We start from the raw sequence: 25,598 nt of genomic DNA, 5'->3' as shown, positions 1-25,598 counted from the left end.
TTGCTAATCGAAGGGGGCATCGAGAACGCGGAATAGAAGAGGCCATTCCTGGCCTACTCAACGAACTGACGGTACTTGTTCGCCATTTATTCGCAGGGATGCCGTCCAATACGAAGCGTCGATCTCGACTTTCTGCACGCTGGAATCCAGAGATGCCACAGGAGTCTTGTCTACCAAAACCGTAGTGGGAGTGAATTCAAAGACGTGTCCGCCGGCATCGATTACCGTCGCTGCGGTGTTGTTCGAGCACGAAAAAGGGCCATTAATCGTGGCAATGGTCCCGTTGGGCAGGGTGGCGGTCCCCGACACCGAGGCGGAGGCGAAGAACACCATCGCGCCCAGCGCAACAAGGACTATCAGTCCCAAACCGAGAGCGAATGGGACAACCGCCGCAGTCCGCTTCTTTGTCTCTGCCATACGTACTTCCATGTTGAGGAGGTGGATCTTGCCGAGCTCTCGATCAGGGTATCAATGCTTATGCTGCCGGCCCAGCCCAATCAAGCTAGCAAGGCTGACGATGCAATGCTGGGAAATCTCCAAGACAGACCAGCGAGTGCGACGAGTTCACTCCTCCTGTTGGCTGTCTGGCTCGACCATCACCGGCCGCTCGACTTCGACTCCCCACGCCTTCAGGGTTTCATACGCTGCATTGCGGACGCCGTAGTACTTCGAGCGATTCCCTTTATTGTCCGCCATCCATCCGTACCCCGGGTCGTCAAGCAGCGTGCGAAGGCGGTCGATGTTGGCGTCGGACTTGAAGTACCGCAGAATCCTGGCGGCTTCTGATCGCTTAGTATAGGTCTTGGAATCCAGGAAACCGATCGCGCGCTCCTGCAGTTGTTCATCAACGGGCACCGTCAGTTGCAGGTAGGGCCCATTCTTGGTTTCTGCAAGCGTCTCTTGTGGGATCACGAGACGGAACGTGTGCAGTTGGCGCACATTCGTCGGCGCGCGGCGGATGATCTCTCTGGCAGCCTCGACGACCGCCTCGGGCTCGTGCAGCAGCGTGAAGTCCGACAAAAACACCTCGGTCTTGCCTGGCGCCAGCTCGATCAGCCTTGGCGAAAATGGCTCATCATCGCGGTGGGCAACCAGCAAACGACTCGAACGCTCCTCAAACTCCTTGAATCCCGTCGTCGGGTGTTCGACAAACAACCCCAACTTATCGTGCCGTTCTTCGAAGAGAGGGTATTTGAGCGTTTCCTCGATTTCAATCGTGATGCGGGGCCTCTTCGAACCGCCGGGGATCGGATCGTCCCGGACCTCGACGATCTTCGCCACCAAAACGCGGTCGGCGTTGATGACCAGGCTCTCAAGGCTCTCTGTCGTGAAGCCCAAGGGCTGAGCAGTTGCACGACCGACAGCAAAGAGCAGGAAACCGACAACGACAACTGGTAATCGGCGTGTGTTGCACATGCGCAGCAACTCCTAGGTCGAGGAATTCTGCTTGGAGTATAACCAATTCTGAATAGGAGATAACGCACCAAGCCATCCTGCAGTTTCTGGATTGCCGATACCGTGGAGTATAATGGGCCTAGGAGGTGTCAACATGGTCTCCACCGAGTCTTCGAACGAGCAGGCGAGCCGACTTAGCGCGCCGAATCTCGTCACCGGGCTGCGAGTGATCGGGTCGCCAGCGCTCGTTCTGCTGGCGCTATACGACCAGCCCGTTTGGGTGGCTGTGGTCGTCACGGCGCTCGTCTTCACCGAATGGCTCGACGGATTTCTGGCCAGGACGCTGCACCAGGAGTCCGCATTCGGCGCGCGACTCGATACCGTGGCGGACGCTTCGTTCTATACGTCGCTGCTGGTTGCCTTGGTGATCCTGAACCACGAGGCGATGCACCGCGAGGCGGGCTGGATCGCCGCGGCCATCGGCGCCTATGCGTTGAGTTGGCTGGTAGCCCTGTTCAAGTTCGGCAACCTGCCGAGCTACCACACCTGGGCGGCGAAAGGGGCGTGGCTGGTTGTCGGCGCGGGCGTCATCTGCCTGATCGCCGATTGGGCCGCGTGGCCATTCCGAGTCGCCATGTTCCTGGTGGTGCTTGCCAACCTCGAGGCCGTGATGATCACCTTAGTGCTTCGCGCTCCGCGCGTTGATGTGCCGTCGCTGTGGCATGCCCGACGCCAGTAGTTCTCAGTGGAGGTATCTCAGGCCGCGGGCGACCTGCGGTTGGATTCGTAACGAATGTTGTTGGCTGCGCACGGATACAATGACAATACAACGAGTTAAGTAGCCCTTTACCGCAAATCGTAACGTGTTTGACGGCGACTTCATTTACGAGCTTCCCTTTCTTCCCGGAAAGCGTTTTCGTGTTATCCAGGGTTACGGAGGATCGTATTCACATACGGACGAGAGCCACTTCTCGTTGGATTTTGGGATGCCCGAGGGCACCGCAGTCTGTGCGTCTCGCAGCGGAGTTGTGTATCGCGTCATCAATCATTTCTGCGAAGGTGGTACCCATCCTTCTTTTAAGCCCAAGGCTAACGCCATCCATATACTTCATCCCGATGATAGCATCGGATCTTACGTGCACCTGATGCACCGAGGCAACTGTGTTGTAGCAGGCGACGCAGTCGCCAAGGGGCAGGTCATTGGCTACTCCGGCAATACGGGGTGGTCTAGCAGGCCGCACCTTCACTTTCACGTTGCCGATGCGGTGCTGCGTAAGCGTGTAGCTACCACTTTCAGAACGGCTAGACGTGGTGCTACGCAGCTCAAGAACGGCGCCTGGTACAAGAGGCCCGCACCTGCCGACAAGTCCACCAAGTCAAACTCTGCGCCTGCCGTGAAATCTCTGATAGGTGTCGATGCTGATGCGTCGGCGTTCTCACCCGAGCTGTTGCAGTTGGCCCGCGACGTTGCCGAATTGCTCGCTGCAGCAGGCTTTGACAGCGTATCAAACTACTCGTCGATAGACGCCTTGCATGATGTTCACGGCCTGGAGGTCTGCGGAATCTCTTGTGCAGACGATACCCTGGAGATCACGCGGCTACTGCTACGCCAATTCCCTGGTTGGAACGCGGGATGGATACACGCTCCGGACGATTCGTCGTCACAAGGCTGGGTGGCAAGTATCCAACGCGACCGCGATGCAACCGACGAGTATTGGGATACGGACTAGAGCGTTGAACGCGATATTACCTCGCATGCACTACAGGCTGCCCGCCTGTACCACGCGGCCGCGTTCGAATCGCAGGTAGCTGCCGTGTTCGGGGTCCCACGCCACTTCGTAACCTAGCGTGATGGCGATCGGATCACTGTCGTTGTCTGGGCCGACGATCAGGGTCGGATCGCCGTCGACCTGGGCCCAGATATCGGCCGGTTTTTGCGGGTCGGGCACTGGATCCTCATTCCATTCTGGCATAACCTGGGCCATCTGCAGCTGCTCGTCAATCAACTGCGGGCGGACCGCGCGGAACAACTCGAAGTGGGCACGCTCCGCCTGACGATATCGAGCCTCCGCCTTGGCCCTGAACCGCTCGAAGGTCTCCTGCTGACGCCGGGTCGGATAGACCAACTCGTCGGCTTGATCGGGTGGCTCGACGTTCAGTTCCAATCCTTCACCGAACGGCGGGAGGTCGATCGTGCCGGTCCAACAGTACTCGTCGTGCGTAAGCTGGCCGAACACGGGGTCGTCGACAGTCTGACCGCGGACTTTCTTCTGCCGTTGCCGTTCGCGCTTTCTAAACGCCTCCTCTTGCTTGCTGTACGCGGCCGCCTCTTGTTGTTGCTGCGCGGTGGCCTGCGCGATTTCGGCCTCGCTCTTGCCGGCGTGGGTCATCTGCTGCCGCGCAACGTATTCGATGATCGCCGCAGGGTCCTTGGCCAGATTGCGCATCGCGGCGAAGTCGAAGTCGGTGTGCATTCGGACAAACGCTGCGTCGTCGATCAGCCGCTTCGCCTCTGTTTCGTCGCCCTTAGCTTCGATGAGTGCAGCCCGGCAGAACTTTGCTGGCCGACCAGTCGCCTCGGCAAATGCCATGACTTGCTGTCGCTCCGCCTCGGTCGGCGGCGGTTGGCCAATGATCTTAAGCGGGTCTTTCTCGGACATCGGATCGCTACACCACTAAAGGCCTATCAACAAAGTGGATAGGAATACGCCACCGCAGACACGACACGCCCGCACGAAGCAGCCAGCTTCATTGTCGGCGCGACGCCGGCCGTCTGCAAGGCTTGCGAGGCCCATGGAGGAGATTCGTGGTGCGTCGGCCGTCTGGCGATGGACGTGCCGTCGCTTTCACGCGCTCGACGACTTCAGCCAAGGCCGCTTGTGGTCTTCAGTCGGGCGGTTTGCAGAAGTCATGTGGAGAGTTCATCGCCATGTACGACTGGCGATCACTCCTCCTATTACGCCTGCCGCGACTCGCCCTGCAATCGAACCGATCATCAGTAAGGTAATGGCCGCGGACCCGGCCATGCCAACCGCCAGTCCAACGTCGAGTAAGGCCGCTCCCACACCAACGGCGACTCCGTGTGGTAGTTTCCAGTGCTCCGCTGCCGCGGCTGCCCAGCACGCCATCAGCATGGTGCAGAGGAAACCGCCAATAGGGCCGACCCAATTGCCGGCTAGCGGGGCAAACTCCTCTGGCGAAAGCGCATCTTCACTGCGAACCATCGCATAGACGGTCACGATGCCAACGAGGATGAGAATCGGAACGGCTTCGGCCACAACCACCGCCAGCAGAACCTTGCCCCACCGGAATCTAGGAGAAGTAGGATCGGTCATGGGAAGGCCTGCATGGAACGGGATGGGGCTAGCGGACAAATTCCTCTGGCACGCTTTTGCACGAGTAGCATCGCTTCGACAGCGGAATGGCGCCTGGCGTGAAGTGCCCCTGTTCGACTCGGCCGAGAATGCGAGGGATTAGACGCTTCATCATGTAGCCCCATCCCATCCGCATCATGTTGCGGGTGAGCCATGTGAGGTGCTCCGCTCCTGTGTGTTCGAGTATCAGCAAAGTGCCTCCGTCTGTTGGCTTCAGCGTCCAGGCGATTCGCATCGGTTCGCACGGCGGGGCTGGTGGCTTGGGATGGTGTACCCAGCTCCAAACGAGCCTCCGCGGTGGGTCGGCTTCCAGTACCTCGCAACTGGTGATGCCAGCCCCGCATGAACCTGGGTCGCAGCGGAACTCGAACTTGTGCCCGACGATGGGTTTGTGGTTGTTCGGTTCGAGCCACTCGGCCAATGCGTGTGCGTCGCTGATCGCGGCCCACACATCTTCGGGTGGGTGAGGATAGAACCGTTCCTTGCGAATCGTAATCGACTTTCGGGCCACCATAGTAAGTGTCCTTTATCCGCGTTTTTTGGATTGTCGTCGGTCCAGATAATCGCCCAGGGCGTCGAGTTTTTCATCCCAGTGTTTTTCGAAGTGAGCTACCCAGTCGTGCACTTCCTGCAGACGTTGGGGAACCACTTCGTAGAACACCTGCCGCCCAACTTTGCGAGAGCGAATTAACTCCGCTTCCCGCAAGATTCGTAGATGCCTGGAGACCGCTGGCTGACTGATCGACAGCGGCTCCTTCAGGTCGGTAACGTTTGTCTCGCCCTCTCTCAGCAGGCGTAGCAACATCGACCGCCGCGTTTCGTCGGCAATGGCCGAAAACACGTCGGTCGTTGGGGAGATCTTTGCCATGGGTAGAATATATAACAATTCGGTTATGCGTCAAGTCGTGCGGCACAGACGAGGAGGTTCTATGTGTAGCGGGCGTCGCTACGGCGGTAGCTACCGTGGTTGGAACAACGCCAGGTTGCTCACTTCAACTGCTCGTCAAGCAGCTTGGGCCGCTGGATGGGCATTTGCTGTCTGGCCTGCTCATAGGTAATTCCGTGACTGGCCGCGTAGGCTTCGTAATCCTCTTTCGGTACATAGCGACATGCATCACGCTGGAAGCTTGATCGACAAGCACCTGCTAGCTCTACCGGCTGGCGCTCAGACCCTGGATCTGGCCGGCGGCGACCAGCCAGCGGAGGCAGCTCTCGGCGGTCGAACAGTTCGAGTCCGAGCACCGGCGGCGACGAATGAACGCATGCGTCGATCGATCATTAGCGTGGTTTTGCGCCGCGCAGCGGGAATTTGCATGGGTGGCCCAGGGGCCTCAAACTGCGTTACAATGACGAATTCGAGCGGCCCGGATCGACACCCCCAACCGACTGTAATCGCCGATGGATCCTTACACACTGTGCCCCTGTGGCAGCGGCAAGAAGCTGAAGTTCTGTTGCTCCGACCTGATCCACGAGATCGAGAAGATTCACCGCATGATCGAGGGCGATCAGCCCCGCGCGGCGCTGCGGCACGTCGAGCAGACGCTCGCCAAGCGGCCCGGCCGCGCGTCGCTGCTGGACCTCAAGGCGATGCTGCAGATGTCGCTCGAGGAGTATGACGAAGCCGATGCGACCATCCAGGAGTTCCTGAAGTGCGAACCCGATAGCCCCGCGGCCCACGCCCACCACGCGATGCTGCTGGCCGACCGTGGCGAGACGACCGCGGCGGTCGAAGCGCTGCAGTCGGCCCTGGAGCGCGTGGAGACCAACCTGCCGCAGCGCGTGCTCGAAGCGATCGGCGCGGTAGGCCATGCCCTGCTGATGAGCGGCGACGTCGTGGCCGCCCGCGCGCACCTGTGGCTGTACGAAGCCATCGCCGGTGGTAACGACCATCGCGCGCTGGAGCTGCTAGTGCGAATGAATCAGATGAGTGGTTTGCCACTGTTGTTGCGCGACCGTATGGCCTTGCGCGGGCTGCCGGCCGGTCATCCAGTGAAGGCCGAGATGGAAGTCGTCCAACGGATGGCGGCCGCCGGCAAGTGGCGCGCGGCCGCGGCGCAGCTCGACGAGTTGCTGCCCGACCATCTGGACGAGCCGCTGTTCTTCTACAACCGCGCGCTGTTGTCCGGCTACCTGGCCGATCCCAAGAACTTCGCCGCCGGCATGCGACTCTACGCGCGGCAGGATATTCCCACCGACGACGCGGTGGAGGCCGAAGCGCTGGGGCAGTTGGTCGACCCCGAACTGCGCGACGAAGCGGCTCACGCAGTGCGAATCGTATTCGAACTGAAGGACGAAGACGCGCTGGTGGAGCGGATCGCCGACAGCAAGCTGGTGCAGAACATGCAGCTCTCGCCCGAGGAGCTGGAAGGCTTCGAAGGCCCCAAGCCGCGCGGTTATTACATGCTGCTCGACCGCGAAGTGCCGGAAGAAGCCGAAAACTTGACGCGTGACGACGTGCCGCACGTGCTGGGTTTCGTGTCGCACTTCGGCCGGCAGACCGATCGCGCCGAGCGACTGGAACTCACCACCGACCGCGACGCCCAGTTCGACACCACCCTCGAAACGCTTCGCGCGCAGCTGGGCGACGCGCTGGGCGAGCAACTCGAAGAAGAAGACCTAGGCGACGCCCAGCATGGCGGCGACGCGGCCTTGAGTTGGCGGTGGCACTTGCCGCCCAACGCTTCGGCCAAGAAACGCCGCGAGCTGTTGCGCGAAGAGCGGCAAGTAGCCCTGCTCGAACGCTGGCCCAACACGCCCCGCGCGGCGCTGGGCGGCAAGACACCGCTTGAAGCAGTGGGTGTCGAAGAGCTGGCGCTGCCGCTGCTGGCCGCGGTGCTGCTGCTCGAGCAAGGTTCGAACAACGTGGGCTTCGGCGAGACGTTCGTCGAGCTGCGCAACAAGCTTCAGCTACCGCAGCACGACACGATTGCAGCCGACGAGGTGGACGCCGACACCGCGCCGGTGGTCCGCATCAGTCGCATCGACCTGTCGGCGCTGCCGAGCGACAAGCTCACCATGCTGTACAAGCGGTGCGTGCTGGTGAACGCCACCGACGCGTTGGGGTACGTGCTTCGCGAGGCCTTGAAGCGCGACGACTTCGATCCCTCCCTGCCGCGGCCGAAGTTGTACGAACAGCTCTTCACCGTGGAAGAGGATTCCGACAAGGCGGTGGCCGTGCTCGACGAAGCCCGCGCTTGGGCCAAGTCGGAGGGTCAGTCGTGCGGGCATTGGGACATGCTGGAGCTGCAACTGCACATCGCGGATAACAACTCCGAGGGCGCGAACCGCCTGCTCACTCACTTGCGCGACGAGCACATGGAGGAACCGGAGATCGCCCAGCAGATGTACCAACTGCTGTACATGATCGGCGCGATCCCGCCCGACGCCGGCATGGGCGCGGGTCCGGGCATGGGAGCGATCCCGAGCGACATTCCGGCCGGCGCTGCCGCCCAGATGCCTGCGGCGCCACAAGGCGAGTCGGGCATTTGGACCCCTGGCAGCGAAACCGAATCGGCCGGCAAGAGCAAACTCTGGACACCTGACTGAGATGCCATTTAACGATCCCATCATGTCGGCCGCCGTGTGGCTGGTCTCGCTCCTTTGGGCATGGTGGATCGCTCGCAGTATACAAGGCCGCGCCAACGTCGATCGCGGCCAGTCGGTCGTCGAGTACGGGCCGGGCATCCGCGCCATCGCGATAGTTGGTTGGTTGGGCGCGGCGGCGCTCACGCTCGTCGCCATCTTCGAACCGCTGTTTCCCTGGTGGGGCCGGTTATGGTTGATCATCTCGGCAGTGTTCGTGGCCACGGTCCTGCACGTGGAGTTCTACTACTCGATGGTTCGCTACGACGACTTCGGCGTGCACTTCATCTCGCCATGGCGGGCGGATCGGTTGGTGCCGTGGGACGACTTTCAATTGGTGTACTACAGCGACTTCCGCGACGCGTACATGCTCGAGTCGCACACGCACGGTAAGCTCGCGCTGCACAAATACCTAAGCGGCATCGACTCGCTACTCGACGAACTCGCCCGACGCGGCGTTCACCTCGAACTAGACGATTCTCCAACTTGTCAACGCATGCAATGACCTCTTCCGATTCGCAATACATGGCGCGGGCGCTCGAGCTGGCCAAGCAAGGCCAGGGGCGCGTGGAACCCAATCCCATGGTAGGGGCCGTGGTGGTCGCCGACGGGCAGATCGTTGGCGAAGGATGGCACCAGGAGTTTGGCGGCCCGCATGCCGAGGTGCATGCGCTGGGCAATGCCGGCGACCGCGCGCGCGGCGCGACGATGTACGTCACCCTCGAACCGTGCTGCCACACCGGCAAGACTCCGCCTTGTACCCAAGCGGTAATCGACGCAGGCATCGCGCGAGTGGTGGCGGCCGCCGGCGATCCGTTCGGCGAGGTCGACGGAGGTGGCTTCAGCCAGCTTCGCACCGCCGGCATCGAATGCGAAGTTGGCGTCCTGGAAGCCGACGCCCGGCGCCTGCTTGCGCCTTACCTAAAGCTGGTCACGACCGGCCGGCCGTGGGTCATCGCCAAGTGGGCCATGTCGCTCGACGGCAAAATCGCCACCCACACCGGTTCGAGCCAGTGGATCACCGGCCCGGAGGCTCGCCAGCGAGTGCACGAACTTCGCGGGCGGATGGACGCCATTGTGGTGGGTTCGCGGACCGCGCGAGTCGACGACCCATTGCTCACCGCCCGCCCCGCTGGCCCGCGGGTGGCGACGCGAATCGTGCTGGGCCACCTCGATCGAGACAGCCAACTCGTGCAAACCGCCAGCGAAGCGCCGCTGATTGTGGTTCGCACGCAGCGCGTCGACCGCGGTGAATACAACTGGCTGACCGACGCCGGCGGCGAATTGCTGCTGTTGGACGAGGGCGATCACCTCTCGCAAATCAACCAGTTGCTCGAGCTCTTAGGCGAACGGAAGATGACCAACCTGCTGTTCGAAGGGGGCTCGGTGGTGCTCGGCGCGCTGTTCGACGCCCACGCAGTCGACGAAGTGCACGCGTACATCGCCCCGAAAATCACCGGCGGCTCCGGCGCCCCCAGCCCGGTAGGCGGCTTCGGCATCAGCGACATGGCCGACTCGCTAGGGCTATCGGAGGTGGAGGTGGAGAGACTGGATGGGGACATCTGCGTGCGGGGGCGGGTGGCGCGGGAGTGAGTGACTCTAGCCTGCAAAGAATCACCTCAGTTGGTCACTTGCATCGACCGAAGTTACGTGTTGCCATTGAAGATTGTACAACTGAAATTGACGAGTTCTGCAGTTTGTGCAAGATCATGCATTGCTATGAGTACATACCACTTAAGCCTGAACTGGTCGATTCGCTGTCATAGGGCAGCGATGTTAACTGCAATATTGATTGCGTCGATGTCGTCGGCGATTGGGAGTGCATTCAGATTTACTGGTACGTTTGAACCCATCGAAGGCACGACCAACAGTGGAGACATTTGGCCAGCCGCTCTTGCGACCGACTTCTCCGGGGTGATAAGTTGGCCGCCAGACGTCTCCAGCTATTCTGAAGACCTACAGCCGGAAGACAGCAATTGGGGAGTCTATAGCACGACGAGTGTTGATATTAGTTTTGCCGTCGACGGCAGTCCTCTCTTCTCTCAGAGACCAACGCAATTCTTATGGTCTAGTCGGAATGACTCCCTGCTACATGTCGGCGCTACGCAGTATTTTGGGGATGAACTTAAACTATCTAGTGTCGGAATTCGGTCGATGAGACTCGTAGTTGGCGAAAGTCCGGTTCCTCGAGGCATGGTGATTGTTCCTACAGTGATTGATATCGATTCCGAGCTGATGCTTGTATTGCGTGCAATAGACACGCAGGGCAAAGCACTTCAAGGTGACCGTTCAGCTATACAATTTGACCCGACACAGTTTGATCTCATCTTCTTTGAAATGAAACAGTCTTTCGTGATGTATAATTCGCCCAGGACCTACAGTTGGAGGGGACGGATTCGGAGCATCGACGCCATTCCCGAACCAGACACTTGTTCTGCAATGGCCACGCTATGTATTGTCCTAGGTCTGTTTAGGCGACAAGTGGCTCAGAAGGCTTCGACGACTTCATCGCCATGAGCGCGTGCGCTTTGAGGTTCCACTTGCCAGTGGGACCGGCTCGCAAGCGAATAGAATGCTGTCTTCACACGAAGTACGATGTAGCTAGATACACTTGATCGTGGCTTCATTCGTCCCACAGGAGCTTCCTATGCACAAAACGTTCGCTGCCGCGCTATTAATAGTGATCGCCCTCGGCACTCTCTGCTTGGGCCAGGCTCCAAGTGAGGAAGGCGCCGCAGCGCCTGACTCGCCGGTGCCGGTGCAGGAAGACGCTCCTGCAACCGCGCCGAGCGATAAGGTACTGCAGGATACGAAGGCCGCGTCCTTGGAGATCTATGCCGATGGCTTGATGCGTGACGATCGGGTTATCGAAGTGATTCGAGCCGAATATCCCAACGCGAAGCTGCATGTCGTCGTTTACGACAGCACACTGGGGCAGCTGTTGGCCAAGCGAGGCCATATCGCAGCGCTCTACCATCTGCTTTCCACGATGAGCGACGAAGAAAGAAAGCAGTTCCTGCACGTCACCCGTACACGAAGAGACACCGGGCTATCCGTGATGCACCACGTGGTGCTCAGCACCAAGTCCGCGTACTGGGTGGATCGTTTTGCCGAGTTGGGCGTCGATGTCGAGCTGGAGCCGAATCTGCTCGGCGAACGTTCGTTCGAAGATCTGGTTCGCTACCACCAACAGGGCAATGACGAACTGAAGTCGCTGAGACGCTATCAGCAGCTCAAGGCAGAACGGGACCTCGAAGGCGAGGTCCAGCAGTGCGACCAATCGAGTTCTGCAAATCCCGCGAAGGACCTTGCTGAGTTGGTAGAAGAGTTTGCTCCAAGCTCGCCCAACAGTCCCGTGGCCGCCAAGTCGCAGACCCCCGAGTTGGTCGAACAGTCGCAACGTGCATGGAAATTGCATCTCGAGGGCTTTGAGAAAGGTCTGTCGTCAGCCGAGGTTGCCGAGCGACTAGCCGACCAATACCGTGATAGAGCGACCATCCACGTGGGAGGCAGCGGCGCCACCGTGGACGTCTACCTGCTGGACGATTTCACCGAACTGCGATTCGGTTTCTCCCTGCTCAAAGGGCTCGAGGGAGCATCCGTGCACGACAAGTCGCAGTGGGCTCGATTCCCGAACGATCAACTTGTCCTGCTTGACCAGTGAGGGGGCAATCGAACAGAATTCTTGGCCTTCGGCCAAGCAACTTCGCGGGTCCGAGTCCGGCCATAAAAAAACGACCGAACCACCCAGGTGGCTCGGTCGTTTTGTTGTTCCAAATTCTGCGAGCGATTAACGCTTCGAGAACTGCGTGCCGCGGCGGGCGCCGTGCAGACCGGGCTTCTTACGTTCCTTCATACGCGAGTCGCGTGTGAGGTACTCGCCTTCGCGGAGCTTCTCGTGCAGGTCGCTGTCGTACTTCACCAACGCCCGACCGATGCCCTGCATACAGGCGCCGGCTTGGCCGGTGTTGCCACCGCCATGGACGCGGATCACCACGTCGACGCTATCACGCAGTTCGCAGTGCTCCAGCGGCGAGAGGACCGCGTTGCGGTCCTGCGGAACGGTGAAGTACTCGTCCAGCTCGCGCTTGTTGATTGTGATCTTGCCCGAACCGGGGCGAATGCGAACGCGGGCGACCGAGGTCTTGCGGCGGCCAGTGCCCAGTGCGTCGATGACTTTGGTTTCTGCCATGGGTAGGAGTCAGGGGTCAGGATTCGGGGGTCAGGGATGGGATCGCTACGCGATGCTAACCGGCCAGTTCGACCTTTTCAGGGTTCTGGGCCTGGTGAGGGTGTTGGTCACCCTCGTAGATCTTCAGCTTGTCCAGCATCTGGCGGGCGAGCTTGTTCTTGGGCAGCATCCGGCGGACCGCTTCGCGGAGCACCCGTTCGGGATGCCGATCGAGCTGATCGCCTGCGGTGATCGACCGCTGGCGGGGGTAGCCGGTGTACCAGGTGTATTTTTTTTGCTCCCACTTCTTGCCGGTGAACTTCACCTTCTCGCAGTTCACCACGACGACGAAATCGCCGGTGTCGATGTGGGGCGTGTAGGTCGGGCGGTGCTTGCCCATCAGGCGCACGGCGATGTCGCTCGCCAGGCGGCCCACCACCTTGTCGGTGGCGTCCACCAGCAGCCACTTCTGCTCGACTTCGGCCGGTTTGGCCATATACGTTTTCATCGCGGGACACTCACACTACGCGGAATATCATCGGGCACTCCCTCTTTGGGAGCGCGGAATAGGCGAAGTCCCGAAGAATACCACTTCCGCGTGCGGCCGACAAGGGGCCAGAGGGCCATAAATGCCGCGAAAAGTGGCCCTTTTCGCGCCCCGCTTTACCCAGCCGGTTTCCCCAGCAGGGCCAGCACCGTTTCCGCCGAAGCGGGCCACTTTTGCTTCGACAACTCGGTTTCCTCCTTCGCATGCCCCGCGACCAGGGTGGCCACCAGATGCCCCCGGTCGCAGCGTGGGCAATGCTCCAGCACCACGCGGGTGCGGGCGGTCTGCTTCTCGATCTGCTTGGCCTCGCCGCGGTGCTGCTCCAGGCACTGGGCGATGGCCGCGCTGTCGCCGGCGGCTACCCATTGCCCGAGCCGTTCGATCAACTCGCGCCCCTCGGCCAGGGTTTCGGCCACCTCGCGCTGGTACTCCGCCTGGCCCTCGTGATCGCGCGAGCGAATCTTCCGCGGCGCCATGCCGGCCGGCAGCACGCCCTGCTTGGTGGTCTTCATGTACGATCGGCAATCGTCGCAGTACGGCTTGACCATCATCGCCGCAGGAACCACCAGCCCGCCGAGCGCGAAACCCACCACTTCCAGGATGCGAAATGCGTACCCCCAGATGCCCATCTCCGCGCCCGGCTTACCGTCACGCGGCCGAAAAGTGATGCTCCGCGTCGTGGCGTCGAAGTACTCCGCGAACGACATGTCCATCCCCATCGCGGCCAGCTGTGGTCGCGCACTCTTGTACTCTTCGTATTGGGCGAGCGCGTAGCTGCATGCCTGCAGCAGGATGACGATCAGCAGCAACTGCTTGCCGATCTTGGCATTCGTCAGCCACGAAGCAATGCCGTAGCCGCTTCCCGCGGCAATGCCCACCAGGATGGCCCCGATGGGCACAATGAACAGCCAGTACCATCCCATGATCTGAACGTCGGGCCAGCGGCTGGAGATCATCGCCAAGAGGCCGAGCGTTAATCCACTCGAGGCCAGACCGCTCAGCAGCACCCACATACCGGGCCAACGCGCGGCGACGGGCTCTGCGGAGGTTTCCTCGGCATACTCTTCAGCGTGCACTTCGTCCATGCGACTGCCCCCGTTCTGGTGAACTAACCCGACACATGCCGGTGGGCCGCATTATAACCCCAGTGCGTCGAGCCCGCCCACTATTTGCTGCTCGGAAAGCGAATCGTCGGCGCCCGAATCGTCGTCGGACGCCACTTCACGTGACGACTCTCCGGTCGCAGCGTTGCTGCGGCGATCGGATTCGAGCGGCCCAGAATCGACAGCCTGCGTGGTGTCGGTAGAGTGAGAAGTCGCGGCGGAGCCGCTATCCACAGCCTCGGGCGCTGCGGGCGAGAGGTACATCGCGAAGGCGGCGTCGGTGGCCGCGGCGCTGGTTGAGCTCACGGACGCGACGGCCGCTGGTTGAATCGACGCGCCGAAGTTTGCCTTCCACACCGCGTAGTCGTCTTGGTCCACTACGGCGTTGCCGTTGCCGTCGGCAGCCTGGTACGCGGTGACGGCCGCGCCCAACTGGTTTCGCCACACGACGTAGTCGGCCAGATTCACGGTGCCGTCTTCGTTGTAGTCGCCTGGCAGGGCGGGGAGCGGTTGGAACTCCACCGCGCCGATGTCGATTTGTAGATTCGATCCACCGGTGGAATCCACCACGCGCGGGAAGCCCGTGCCGCGCTGATCGAACGAGTTAGCGTTGGGCTGCGTGGCGGGATTGCCCCCGTCGATCGCGGGGCTATCGGACTGCGGCAGGTGGGTGAACGTCGGGCCGCCGTTGTCGGCGAGGGGATCGAGTTTCGGGTCGGGCCCGATGAGGTTGAACTCGCTCGACGCGGCTAAACTGCCTGAGAGGTCGTCGCCGCCCACCGAGGCGACGTTGCCCGATAGGATGGTGCCTTTGAGCGTGACCGGGTTCTGAGCGTACGCGCCGCCGCCGTACGGGGCCGTGTTCAGGGTGACCGTGCCATTGGTGATGGTGAGCGTCTGCAGGCTGTAGACACCGCCGCCTGCGTAGCCCGCGGTGTTACCCGACACGGTGCTTTGAATCAGGTTCGAGGTGACATGGTTGTAGATGCCGCCCCCTTTGCTGCCGGCCATGTTGCCCGACAGGGTGCTTTGCACCACCGACAGCATTTCCTTGTTGTACACACCGCCGCCATCGACGGCCGAGTTCCCGGCCACGGTGCTGCGGATCAGACTGGCCGACTGCGTGTTGTAGATACCGCCGCCAAGGCTGGTGGCCGTGTTGCCGGTGATCGAACTATGGATCACCGCCAGTTGGTCGTTGTTGTAAATGCCTCCGCCACTGACCGCCGTGTTGCCGGTGATCACGCTGTCGGTAATGGTGAGCGTCTCGCAGCTATAGATCGCGCCGCCCAAACCGCCCAGCGAATCGCTCGTCGGATCGCCACCGGTGATCGTCAGTCCGCTGATGTCGACCACCAGGCTGTTGCCCTCGACACCATCGTCGATCCTGAGCGCGCGGAAACCATCGCCCGGGTCCTGAGTTGCACCGCCACCTGCGTTGATAGTCAGCAAGCTTGCGCCGGGACCTTCGATCGACAAGGCCTTGGTAATGGTGGGCAGTTCGCTCTGCAGATTGATCGTGCCATTCCAGGTCGACTCGACGAACCGAATGGTGTCGGGCGCGCCGGTCAGGTTGGCCAACGTGATCGCCTCGCGCAGCGAGGTCTCGCCGTCCATAGTGTCTTCGATATCCAGCAGCGTGGTGACCGGGATGGTCGCCAGCAGATGACGGGCTTCGAGCGGCTCGACCGCCAGCGTACGATCGGCGGTGGATTGGCGTGGGTGCATTCGACTAGTTCGCGCTGGACGACGGTGCGGCATCAATGGTGTTCCCCTTCCCAATCCCCCTCGAGCGCCACTCGCGCGGAGAGACGCGAGTTAGCAGTGCGGCGCGCAAGAAAATAATTGTAATTGCTGGGAGAAAATGCTCCAAGCACCTGGAGGGCGGAGTTTTGGGGAATATCCGGGCTCAGCGAGTGGCGGCCCCCACTTCACTGGGGGCTGATTCCGGATTTCAGAGTCCCCAATCGAGTTGCAACTCGCCAGAACTTGGCGTTTGCTCGTCTGGAGCCGATGTTTCGCTCGGTCGCGACCAGCGGCTTCTTGGCGCCGGCTCGTCCTGCTCCGCCTGCGGTAGGAGTAGCAATCCGTCGTCCGCAGCACCTTCGGTGGTGCCAGAGGTGCGTGGCGTTGGTGTGGGAGCATCCGCGAGAGTTTGCGGCGACGCGTACGCAGCGAATACCGCATCAGTCACCGCCGCGGCTGGTGGTTCGACCGGCGTGACTGGAATCACGGTGTTGCCAAAGTTCTCGCGCCACACCGCATAGTCGGCCGCGTCGACCACGTCGTTGCCGCTGCCATCGGCATCGAGCGCCGTGGTGCTGCCAAGGTTGTTCCGCCACATGACGTAGTCGGCGAGACTCGCCACACCATCGTGGTTGTAGTCGCCCACCGGATAGTCGGGCACGCCTTGCGACTCGTACGCGCCGATGTCGATGCGCAGTCCGCCGCCACCGTCGACGACGCGCGCGAACCCTTCGCCGCGCTGGTCGTACTGCATCGGGTCGTAAGCGATCGTCGGATCGCCCGCATCGATGGCGGGGCTACCAGGCAGCAGGGCGTGGGTTGGTGTAGGGCCACCATGATAGCCCAGGGAACCCAACAGGGGATCGATTCCCAGGAGGTTGCCTACTCCCATCCCTGGTGATACGCCGGAACCAAAGAAGTTGCCAAGCAATGTGTACTCGAAGTCCTTTGGCCCTTCTGGATCGAGCATCAGGTCCGCGGAACTAGTCCTGGCTATGTTGTTTGCCACTATAGAACCGTGGAAGTGAGCACCAAAGTCGTTCAAGTAATTTACTTGAAAAAGGCCAGCGGTTCTCACATGCGTGCCAGCTTGATAGTTATCAGCGATGATCGACGAGGTAACGGTGACTTCCCGGCTCACACGTGCTCCCGCACCATAGGCAGTGGTTCCCAAAGTCGTATTGCCACTGATGGTGCTGTTGGTCATTTCGAGATCATAGTAGGTGAACAACCCTCCCCCGGTCGAATCGCTGCCTCGGGTTTCATTTTCTATGATGGCGCTTTGCGTGAGGAGAATATCGCCAGCCGATAGGACGCCGCCCCCATAACCCTTCTCCGCTTGGGTCCAGTTATTGCTTACGGTGCTTCGCACTATACGAGTTTCGCCATTTGCCCGAAGTCCTCCCCCATTGGCGTTTAGTCCTTCTGTGTGATTGTTCGTGATGATACTATCAATCATCGTCACGGGGCCGCTAGCCATAGCCCCGCCACCGTTGCTTGATGTACCCAAGGTATAGTTGCCGCTGATGATGGTGCGATCCAATTTCAGCGTTCCGTAAACATGCACTCCGCCGCCCCAGGCGGAGTTGCCGTGTGTCGAACTGTTGCGAACCCAGCAGTCGATAAGGGTCAAACGCAGATTCGTGGAAAGAACCGCTCCGCCTCTCCGGGTGTCAAGCACGGTTTGTCCATTGACGATGTCCATGCCTTGTAGCACGAGATCATAGTCGGTCATTCGATGCTCGGGATGCCAACTGTGGAACACTCGCGATTTGTGTTGCGCATCAAACTTCAGCAGTTCGGGACCGTTGCCTATGATCGTAAGGGCTTCGGTAATCGAAAGCTCCCCCTCGGTGAGCAGAATCACCTCCGGCCCATCGTGGCCGAAGTCGAAGGTGATCTCATCCGCGCCGGGGGTGTTGTTGGCCGCGGTGATTGCTTCGCGGATGCTGATTCCGTCCTCGCCGGGCGTGGCTTCGAGGGCGGCGAGGCTCGAGGTGTCGCCGTTGATGGTGTCGAGATTGTTGGTCACCACGACCGCGGCCAACACGCGGCGGTCTTCGAGCGATTCGATGCGGAGGCGGCGATGGAGCGATGACACGAAGTGGTACCGTCTGATGTGGCGAGACTATCGGCGAGCCGGAAGCGTCGGCGCCCGGAGTGGTTGCTTCGAGTATAACCGCGATTCGCGGCAGCGGACACATCGCGGCAGATTCGGGTGAAACCAGTAAATTTTCCGTAGCCGGATTCGCAAGAATTCGGACGCTCTGGGCTAGCTCCCCCTGGAGTCGATCGAGACGCCCGACCTGCATTTCTTGTCGCTTTCTTTCACATTTTTACACGGGCCGTGAGACAATGGAGTGCGGCGCGTGAAGTACTACTAGGGCGTGTTGGCATCGGTGTCGCGGACCGCGTGGCGGTCTGACTGGGGGCGTCCGCTCGGAGCGGCGGAGCGAACGGTTACAAGCGGGGTTTTGCCCCAACGGAAAACATGCGGGGAACAACGCGGCGGGTTTTGTCGCACCCCTCGCATGGTTTGGCCTAGAAAACAAGTGGTTTCACCACTTGGGGGGTGACCAAAACGGTTGGGGTTTTGGGCCAATGGATCGATAGTTGGGGAACAACGGACAAAACTGGGACCGCCCCGAGAGGCCGCCAACGGCAAGACGGAAGGTGAATGATGGACCCTCGCTGCAAAACTGCACATGCAAAGCTGCTAGCTGGCGTTTGCCCCTGGTGTGGTCGGGAAATCATCAAAGGTAACGTGGTAGGGCTGCCCGACGACAATGATCTCGAGCCACGCGAGATGGAAGAGGAGGATCAGCAACAAGGGCAAACGCTCGCCGATCGTATTCGCAGCGATGGAGTGCTATCCATTGAGGAAGCGGTGAACGTCATCGAGTCGATTGCTCATGAAGTCGCGCGGCTACAGGAGGGATCGACGCGTTGTGACTGGCTATCTCCCAGCAACATTCGAATCCAGCATGGTCGGATCACCCTAGGACTTACCACCTTTGCGGCCGCGGATTCGCACGCTGTCTCCGCGAATGCAACCGAAGTGGCAGACTATCTAGCGCCAGAACTAGTATTTCATGGAGCACGTGCCGATCCTCGAACAGCAGTCTACAGTTTGGGATGCGTCCTGCATTTCGTGCTTGTCGGTCGGGCACCCTTCGCCGACGGTTCGATTTCTGAGCGCCTGCTGAAACATCAAGTCGAACAGCCGGCGCCTTTGGAAACAGTTCGGGAGAACGTCCCCGCCGGCCTGGCGACTATCTGCCAGCGGATGTTGGCAAAGAAACCCGAGGATCGGTTTCCATCGGCCGAGGACGTGCTCTTGGCGATTGCGTCGTGGAGAGCCGGTGAGTGAATTATTGTACCGGGCGTAGAATCACACAGAGGTGTGGTTCGCGTCTAACATTTCGCGAACCTTCGCCAGCAGTGCATCGGGGGTGAGCGGCTTGCGAATGAACTCAAAACTATGACTTTGAATTCCCTGGCGTATCATTTCGTCATCGGTGTACCCCGAAGCGAACAGGATCTTACAGTCGGGCCGCACCGCCGCGATGCGTTCTGCCAATTGTCGGCCGCCCAGGTGGGGCATCACCACGTCGGACACAACCAGGTCGATGGCGTCCCGATACTCTTCCATGATCTTGAGGGCTTCGCGCCCGTTGCTTGCCTCCATCACCGTGTAACCACCTTGCTCCAAGATGCGACGGATCAACAAGCGCACGCTCTCCTCGTCCTCCACCAGCAGAATCGTTTCACTCCCTTGCCCCGCATCCGTCATCGGCTCGTCGCCTGTCAGTACGGTTGGTTCCGAATCGGCTTGAGGCAGATAGATCAGGAAAGATGTGCCGACGCCACGGGTGCTGCGCACCTCAATGTGACCCTGGCTTTGCGCGACGATGTTGTAAATGGTCGCGAGCCCCAATCCCGTACCCTTGCCAACCTCCTTGGTCGTGAAGAACGGCTCGAAAATGCGGGCTTGGGTCGCTTCGTCCATGCCAGCGCCGGTGTCGGTCACGACCAAATTGGTGTAGGTCCCGGGCGCCACATCCGCATGCTGTTGACAGTACGATTCGTCGAGATCCACGTTGGCTGTCGCAATTCGCAGGACTCCTCCACTTGGCATGGCGTCCCGTGCATTGACCACGAGGTTAACCAGCACTTGTTCAATCTGACCCTTGTCGGCCTTTATGGTCCCCACTTCCGGAGCGAGGACAATCTCCAGTCGCACCTGCTCGCCAATCAATCGCCGGATCATCGACTCGGTGTCGGACACGATAGCATTGAGGTCCAGTACCCGTTCCTCCGTAACATGTCGCCGACTGAAGGAGAGCAATTGGCGTGTCAGTGTTTCGGCTCGTCCCCCAGCACTCTCGATCTCGGTCAAGAAACTCCGGGTTTGCTCGTCCAACGTGCGATGCTTAAGCAGCATGTAACAGTAGCTCTTGATCACCGTGAGGATGTTATTGAAGTCGTGAGCTACCCCTGCGGCGAGTTGTCCTACGGCTTCCATCTTCTGGGCTTGCAGGTACTGTTGTTCCAGTTGCTGCTGCTCGGTGATGTCTCGGAAGTTTACAACAATGGCACCAATGGAAGGCTCGTCGAGCAGGTTTACTGTCGTGAGTTCCAGGCAACAAATAGCGCCATCCCGACGCTGTAGTTTTCGTTGAGTGCGAAACAGTTTGCCTGGGCTGTGTAGGATTACGTCGAACAACTCTCTCGACTCATCAAGTTCACCCGCAAACACGATAGCAAAGCCGGAGCTTCCTTGCAGTTCATTTTTCGTATAGCCAAGGATCCGTTCTCCTGCAGGAGTGATGTCGATGAATTCGCACCGTTCGTTGACAAGTATCACCCCATCCCAGCTGTTTTCCACCAGCGCCCGATAACGCCGTTCACTGGCCAGGATTGCCGCTTCGGCTTGTTTCGCTTCGGTGATGTCTTCACAAACACCAACCCATTCGACAACCTTGCCATGCTCGTTTTTGATCGGGACGGCTCGTGCGACAATGTAGCGCCACTGGCCATCCTCCCGCCGCATCCGATACTCCGAGTGGTAGGGTTGTTGTAATTCGATAGCGTTGCTCCATCGATCGGCCGCACCTGGACGATCGTCGGGATGCACTGCTTCGAGCCAACCCCAGCCGGCGGTTTCCTGTTCCATCATCCCGGAGAATTCATGCCAGCCTGTCATGTCCTCAAAAACGCTGCCATCAGCTGCGGCTGCCCATACAATCAACGTGGTCGCATCAACGAGCGATCGATATCGCTGTTCGCTCCGTCGCAGCAACAGTTCTTGTTGCCTTTGCTTCGTCACGTCGCGCACGATGACCGCGAACCCGACGTGGCTGCTGGCTTCGTACAGTGGAGTGATCGTGTAGATCCCCCGAAAAGTGGTGCCGTCCTTTCGCTTCCGCAGACCTTCGTCTTCGAATGTCCCCTGCGCGAGAGCTGCTTCCAAGTCCCGACGTGGTTCGCCCAGGGCGACAGCTTCGGGCGCGAACATCATGTCGTACGATTTGCCCAACACGTCGTCAGCGGTGTAGCCTTTCATCCGCTGGGCTGCGGCGTTCCAGCTGACGATACGACCGGACGTGTCGAGCAGGTAGATGGCGTAGTCTCTTACGCTGTCGACAAAAAGATGATACGCGGCGTCATTGGCCTGCTGCAGCGACGACGCCAAGGCGTTTTGATCCCCTACGGACAAACTAGACTCCCAGGATCAGAATTGCTTCCCCGTGTCGCAACTTTAGGAACTGCTGTTTTGTTCGGCAATCCTCCTGTGAGGGGGGTCGCAGGTGAAACTACTGGTTTACTTCCAATTGCCACGCGTCGAGGAACACGCGCTGTGTGCCACTGGGTGGTTTGCCGAGTGTTAACGATGTGTTCGCTGCGACCCCACTCGTCGCTGAGCAAGCTCGTTACTCCGCGTCGACCACACATCGGAACCCGACGGTTGAGCAGCGGTCGAGTCCCGGCCACTGAGGAATATGTTGCCGAGTCACGAGACTTGGCCAGTTTGGGGGCATGGAATTCGAAGCTCCCCCAGACACACAACCTGAGCTCAACGAAAACCAGATTTCTGGGTCGCCCGACTCCCTTCGAAATGACACGAGTTTGGCTAGAGAGAACTAGAGCATCCGCCCTCCGGTCTGCCATCTCGGCTATAATCCACCCACATGTTGCACCCACGCTCTAACCACCATGCTGACCATGAAGCCATACATCGTTGCGATCGGATTCGGGGTACTACTGGCCATGCAAACAAGTTCGGCGGTCGATCGGCCCGAGGGTCGCGCGTTTGTTACTCGCTCGCCGGCGGTCGGCGCGCGCGGCATGGCGGCCACCAGTCAGCCGCTGGCCAGTATGGCGGCGATCGAGATCTTGCGAGCAGGTGGCAACGCGGTCGATGCAGCTATCGCGGCCAACGCGGTGCAGTGCGTGACCGAACCGACCTCCTGCGGGTTGGGCGGCGACCTGTTTGCCATCGTGTGGGATAACGAGACCCAGCAGCTGTACGGACTGAACGCCAGCGGACGCAGCCCGCAGGCGCTAACGCTGGCGGAGTTCGAGCGGTTGGGGCACGACACCATCCCGCAGCATGGCATGCTGCCCATCACGGTGCCGGGCTGCGTCGACGGTTGGTTCACGCTGCACAAGCGGTTTGGCAAGCTGCCGATCGAACAGGTACTCGCCCCGGCCATCTCCCACGCACGCGATGGATTCGCGGTCACCGAGGTGATCTCGAAAGCGTGGGCCGGCGGAGTCGAGGCGCGACGCGATCAGCCCGGCTGGGCCGACGTGTTTCTGGTCGATGGCCAGCCGCCGGAGCATGGAGAGACGTTTCGCAATCCCTCGCTCGCGGCGACGCTGGAGAAGATCGCCGCAGGCGGCGCGGATGAGTTCTACCGTGGCGACATCGCGCGGGTGATCGATCAATTCATGCGCGACCATGGCGGTTATCTGCGCTACGACGACCTGGCCAATCACCACAGCGATTGGGTCGAGCCGGTGAGCGTCGAGTATCGCGGGTACGAAGTGTGGGAGCTGCCGCCAAACGGTCAGGGCATCGCGGCGCTGCAGATGCTGCAGATGCTCAAGCGATTCGACCTGGCGAAGGCCGGCTTCGGCAGTCCGGACCACCTGCACTACTTTCTGGAAGCCAAGAAGCTGGCGTTCGAAGACCGCGCGCGTTTCTACGCCGATCCGGCGTTCAACCCGGCGCCAGTGAAAGAGCTGATCTCCGATGAGTACGGAACGCGGCGCGCCGGGCTTATCGACCCTCAGCGCGCGGCCACCAACGTCGAGGCGGGCGATCCGGTGCTCCGCGATGGCGACACGATCTTTCTGACCACGGCCGACGAGGATCGCAACATGGTGTCGCTGATCCAGAGCAACTACCGCGGCTTCGGTGCGGGGCCCTGCGCGCCGGGGCTTGGGTTTTGCTTTCAGGACCGCGGCGAGTTGTTCAACCTCGAGCCGGGCCACGCGAATAGCTACGCACCGGGCAAGCGGCCTTTCCATACGATCATCCCCGCCTTCGTGACCAAGGAGGGACAGCCGGTGATGAGCTTCGGCGTGATGGGCGGCGACATGCAACCGCAGGGGCACGTGCAGGTGCTCATTAACCTGCTCGACTTCAAGATGGGCCTGCAAGAAGCGGGCGACGCCCCGCGGGTGCGCCACACGGGCTCGTCCACACCCACCGGCCAGTCGGCCGACGAGCAGGGCGGCACCGTGTTCGCCGAAAGCGGCATCGACGACTCGACGCGCAGCGAACTCGCCCGCCGCGGACACGAGCTGTCAACCGACAAAGCCGACTTCGGCGGCTACCAGGCCATCTGGTACGACGCCCAGCGCGGTGTGTACTACGGAGCGACGGAGTCGCGCAAGGATGGCGTTGCGCTTGGGTACTGATCGCCACGCAGGTACTCACGCTATTGCATCGGCTTGCCTGGCGTGTGGGCCTGGAACCAGAGGATGTATCCTGTTCCGAGTTTCGTTTGGTCCTGGTAGAAGGGTCGGTAGGTTCGCAGGATGATAGGTTCGGTTGCCTCTTGAGTCACGGTGGTTGATTTGCCCATCGTGCCGGATAAAACCGACGAGTGCGTCTCTCGCCACGCCATGTCTTCGGCCGGGATGTTGATTGCAAGATCAGGGATCTTGCGCGACTTGCCGTCGCCCGATCGACTGGTCACCGTCAAACGCCATGCACCGTCTTCCGCTTTGCGAAGCCGGGCGGTCACCACCACTTCGATGTCTTCCTCAACCGTCTCATTCGAATAGGAACCTAAGCCCGCTGATTGTGGGATGCCCTTGGTGGGGATCTCTTTGCTGGCTGCATGCACCGAGTAACGATAGCCTTTGGGAAAGAAGCATCGCCACCGCCAGGTGTGCTCTTCTCCCGTATCAATGGCAATCGCGTGGAACATGGTACGATCTTCAATCGTAAGGCGTCCCACCTCATCTCGTAGAGTACGCAGTTCAGCTTCGGCACGATGTAACTTACGCGACATGTTCCAGGTTGCGATGCCCATGCAAACCACCAGAGTGACCCACAGCAGTGTGCGGAGCGAGAACGACTTGCTGGCGATCGCCATGGTTCGCAATCCGTCGTTGGAACTTGTCGCAGATGAAGGGAGACGACCATTCAGGTTACTGCATGGCACTCGCCTTGGCCAGCAACGTTTGGATTGGCACGCGCCTCGGGTTATACTCCGCTTTGGTCTTTCGCACCCGGGATACTGGCACCGGTGGACCGATTCGGATCAGTCTTCGTTTCTATAGCCATTTATCATGAAACTCCTACGCGCCAGCTGCGACTGCGGTTTTTGTTCGCGAAAGGCGCGAGTCGGGTGTCACTTTCACCAATGGTGGTTCCCGCTGTTCGAGCGTCGAACGGGGCAAATGCACGACATTGCCCGCGCGCTGCCTGACGAACAGGTGGTCTTGATTCAACTTGGAAAAGTCGCGGCAGCTGAACTGCACAAGCCTTTTCTCAAGTCGGTGGTGCGCGAGTTGGACGAGCAGTACGCTGGCAACGACGAGTACCTGCTAAAACCGGGCCCTGTGGACCGACTTCCTTGTCCTCAGTGCTCTCGTTCCTCGCTGAAGATTGTGCAGGTCCGCGTTGTGGCAAACTGCAAGGCCGATTGCGGTCATGAATACCGCTGGCTCGATAGCGAATCGCGCGGTTGCCCACGGTGTAACCATCGCCCCCATGCGTTTAGTGCCGATCTGGAACCGGCGTTTGCCGACCAAGGCAGAGTGATTTCCTCCTGTCCTTGCAGTTCCAACTTGGAGTCGGCTGCGCACACAGATGCGTACTGCCCCAAGTGCGGAGAGCTGCCTGAGAAATACCGGGTGGATGGTCGAGAGTTCTGCGGGATGCACCATGTTGCGCTGCAACCATACGACGCTCCGAGCAACTTTCTCTTCATCCACACCGCAGCGAGCCACGCCGCTGATCAGTTTCCGAACGCCAAGCATTGGGGCGACGCCACCGGCGAGGCACACGCGTCGATGTACTGTCCAAATTGCGAATCCGACCATCAGACGTGGCTGGAGAGCCATGCGTGATTGGGGCGGGAAAGCGAGGACCTGGGGCAACCCAGAAGAATGCCCCATTGCTAGCTGCCGCGCGCCCGGCTGGCAGTCGCCGCGCAGGG

Annotated in this window: 22 protein-coding genes; 9 read left to right on the top strand and 13 right to left on the bottom strand. The window is 60.4% G+C overall.

Annotated features, from left to right (window positions below; genetic code table 11):
- Positions 1 to 57: 57 nt before the first annotated feature.
- The gene (locus ACQK2L_RS03815; protein ID WP_425395606.1) at positions 58 to 417 is read right to left on the bottom strand and encodes a hypothetical protein; all 360 of its coding nucleotides are present in this window, start codon (positions 415 to 417) and stop codon (positions 58 to 60) included.
- Between the two features lie 147 nt (positions 418 to 564).
- Positions 565 to 1,416: a hypothetical protein gene (locus ACQK2L_RS03810; protein ID WP_425395605.1), complete on the bottom strand. Its 852-nt coding sequence runs from the start codon at positions 1,414 to 1,416 to the stop codon at positions 565 to 567.
- A 133-nt stretch (positions 1,417 to 1,549) separates the two neighbouring features.
- Between ACQK2L_RS03810 and ACQK2L_RS03805 the strand changes: the two genes are divergently transcribed.
- A complete protein-coding gene (locus ACQK2L_RS03805; protein WP_425395604.1) occupies positions 1,550 to 2,134 on the top strand; it encodes a CDP-alcohol phosphatidyltransferase family protein in 585 nt (194 codons plus the stop codon).
- 124 nt (positions 2,135 to 2,258) lie between these two features.
- Positions 2,259 to 3,125: a M23 family metallopeptidase gene (locus tag ACQK2L_RS03800; RefSeq protein WP_425395603.1), complete on the top strand. Its 867-nt coding sequence runs from the start codon at positions 2,259 to 2,261 to the stop codon at positions 3,123 to 3,125.
- A gap of 30 nt (positions 3,126 to 3,155) precedes the next feature.
- Here ACQK2L_RS03800 and ACQK2L_RS03795 read toward each other — a convergent pair whose 3' ends face one another.
- From ACQK2L_RS03795 to ACQK2L_RS03780, 4 genes are all read right to left on the bottom strand, one after another.
- Entirely contained in the window at positions 3,156 to 4,055 is a 900-nt protein-coding gene (locus ACQK2L_RS03795; RefSeq protein WP_425395602.1) for a DUF6985 domain-containing protein, read from the bottom strand.
- Positions 4,056 to 4,316: 261 nt separating this feature from the next.
- Positions 4,317 to 4,730 (bottom strand): hypothetical protein, encoded by a 414-nt coding sequence (locus ACQK2L_RS03790; RefSeq protein WP_425395601.1) that lies wholly within the window; start codon positions 4,728 to 4,730, stop codon positions 4,317 to 4,319.
- A gap of 28 nt (positions 4,731 to 4,758) precedes the next feature.
- The gene (locus ACQK2L_RS03785) at positions 4,759 to 5,283 is read right to left on the bottom strand and encodes an SRPBCC family protein (RefSeq protein WP_425395600.1); all 525 of its coding nucleotides are present in this window, start codon (positions 5,281 to 5,283) and stop codon (positions 4,759 to 4,761) included.
- A gap of 12 nt (positions 5,284 to 5,295) precedes the next feature.
- On the bottom strand, positions 5,296 to 5,637 hold the full coding sequence (locus ACQK2L_RS03780) for an ArsR/SmtB family transcription factor (protein WP_425395599.1): 342 nt from the start codon (positions 5,635 to 5,637) through the stop codon (positions 5,296 to 5,298).
- A 530-nt stretch (positions 5,638 to 6,167) separates the two neighbouring features.
- On the opposite strand from ACQK2L_RS03780, the gene ACQK2L_RS03775 reads away from it, so the two are divergent.
- From ACQK2L_RS03775 to ACQK2L_RS03760, 4 genes are all read left to right on the top strand, one after another.
- Positions 6,168 to 8,315, top strand: coding sequence for a hypothetical protein (locus tag ACQK2L_RS03775; RefSeq protein WP_425395598.1), 2,148 nt, complete (start codon positions 6,168 to 6,170; stop codon positions 8,313 to 8,315).
- Position 8,316: 1 nt separating this feature from the next.
- Positions 8,317 to 8,856, top strand: coding sequence for a hypothetical protein (locus ACQK2L_RS03770; RefSeq protein ID WP_425395597.1), 540 nt, complete (start codon positions 8,317 to 8,319; stop codon positions 8,854 to 8,856).
- Positions 8,853 to 9,944 carry a bifunctional diaminohydroxyphosphoribosylaminopyrimidine deaminase/5-amino-6-(5-phosphoribosylamino)uracil reductase RibD gene (gene ribD, locus ACQK2L_RS03765; RefSeq protein ID WP_425395596.1) on the top strand — a complete coding sequence of 364 codons (1,092 nt, stop codon included), beginning with the start codon at positions 8,853 to 8,855 and terminating at the stop codon, positions 9,942 to 9,944. Before ACQK2L_RS03770 ends, ribD begins: the two co-directional genes overlap by 4 nt.
- Before the next feature lie 1,054 nt (positions 9,945 to 10,998).
- Entirely contained in the window at positions 10,999 to 12,015 is a 1,017-nt protein-coding gene (locus tag ACQK2L_RS03760) for a hypothetical protein (RefSeq protein ID WP_425395595.1), read from the top strand.
- Positions 12,016 to 12,141: 126 nt separating this feature from the next.
- On the opposite strand, the gene rpsI is transcribed toward ACQK2L_RS03760, so the two are convergent.
- The 5 genes from rpsI to ACQK2L_RS03735 all read right to left on the bottom strand — a co-directional run bounded on the left by rpsI (position 12,142) and on the right by ACQK2L_RS03735 (position 18,019).
- On the bottom strand, positions 12,142 to 12,543 hold the full coding sequence (rpsI, locus tag ACQK2L_RS03755) for a 30S ribosomal protein S9 (RefSeq protein ID WP_425395594.1): 402 nt from the start codon (positions 12,541 to 12,543) through the stop codon (positions 12,142 to 12,144).
- 55 nt (positions 12,544 to 12,598) lie between these two features.
- Complete coding sequence (gene rplM, locus ACQK2L_RS03750) at positions 12,599 to 13,030, bottom strand: 50S ribosomal protein L13 (protein WP_425395593.1); 432 nt, start codon at positions 13,028 to 13,030, stop codon at positions 12,599 to 12,601.
- A gap of 155 nt (positions 13,031 to 13,185) precedes the next feature.
- Positions 13,186 to 14,154 carry a hypothetical protein gene (locus tag ACQK2L_RS03745; protein WP_425395592.1) on the bottom strand — a complete coding sequence of 323 codons (969 nt, stop codon included), beginning with the start codon at positions 14,152 to 14,154 and terminating at the stop codon, positions 13,186 to 13,188.
- Positions 14,155 to 14,205: 51 nt separating this feature from the next.
- Positions 14,206 to 15,900: a choice-of-anchor Q domain-containing protein gene (locus tag ACQK2L_RS03740; protein ID WP_425395591.1), complete on the bottom strand. Its 1,695-nt coding sequence runs from the start codon at positions 15,898 to 15,900 to the stop codon at positions 14,206 to 14,208.
- Between the two features lie 226 nt (positions 15,901 to 16,126).
- Positions 16,127 to 18,019, bottom strand: coding sequence for a choice-of-anchor Q domain-containing protein (locus tag ACQK2L_RS03735; RefSeq protein WP_425395590.1), 1,893 nt, complete (start codon positions 18,017 to 18,019; stop codon positions 16,127 to 16,129).
- 576 nt (positions 18,020 to 18,595) lie between these two features.
- On the opposite strand from ACQK2L_RS03735, the gene ACQK2L_RS03730 reads away from it, so the two are divergent.
- Positions 18,596 to 19,288 carry a protein kinase domain-containing protein gene (locus ACQK2L_RS03730; protein WP_425395589.1) on the top strand — a complete coding sequence of 231 codons (693 nt, stop codon included), beginning with the start codon at positions 18,596 to 18,598 and terminating at the stop codon, positions 19,286 to 19,288.
- 21 nt (positions 19,289 to 19,309) lie between these two features.
- Here ACQK2L_RS03730 and ACQK2L_RS03725 read toward each other — a convergent pair whose 3' ends face one another.
- A complete protein-coding gene (locus ACQK2L_RS03725) occupies positions 19,310 to 21,637 on the bottom strand; it encodes a PAS domain S-box protein (RefSeq protein ID WP_425395588.1) in 2,328 nt (775 codons plus the stop codon).
- Between the two features lie 497 nt (positions 21,638 to 22,134).
- Here ACQK2L_RS03725 and ggt point away from each other — a divergent pair, with 497 nt between their 5' ends.
- Positions 22,135 to 23,847: a gamma-glutamyltransferase gene (gene ggt, locus ACQK2L_RS03720; RefSeq protein WP_425395587.1), complete on the top strand. Its 1,713-nt coding sequence runs from the start codon at positions 22,135 to 22,137 to the stop codon at positions 23,845 to 23,847.
- 20 nt (positions 23,848 to 23,867) lie between these two features.
- On the opposite strand, the gene ACQK2L_RS03715 is transcribed toward ggt, so the two are convergent.
- Positions 23,868 to 24,530, bottom strand: coding sequence for a hypothetical protein (locus tag ACQK2L_RS03715; protein WP_425395586.1), 663 nt, complete (start codon positions 24,528 to 24,530; stop codon positions 23,868 to 23,870).
- A 196-nt stretch (positions 24,531 to 24,726) separates the two neighbouring features.
- On the opposite strand from ACQK2L_RS03715, the gene ACQK2L_RS03710 reads away from it, so the two are divergent.
- Positions 24,727 to 25,509: a hypothetical protein gene (locus tag ACQK2L_RS03710; RefSeq protein ID WP_425395585.1), complete on the top strand. Its 783-nt coding sequence runs from the start codon at positions 24,727 to 24,729 to the stop codon at positions 25,507 to 25,509.
- Positions 25,510 to 25,598 lie beyond the last annotated feature (89 nt).

Source organism: Aeoliella sp., assembly GCF_965227375.1.
In the GTDB taxonomy this organism is placed as follows: domain Bacteria; phylum Planctomycetota; class Planctomycetia; order Pirellulales; family Lacipirellulaceae; genus Aeoliella.
This window is presented reverse-complemented; position numbering and strand designations above follow the sequence as displayed.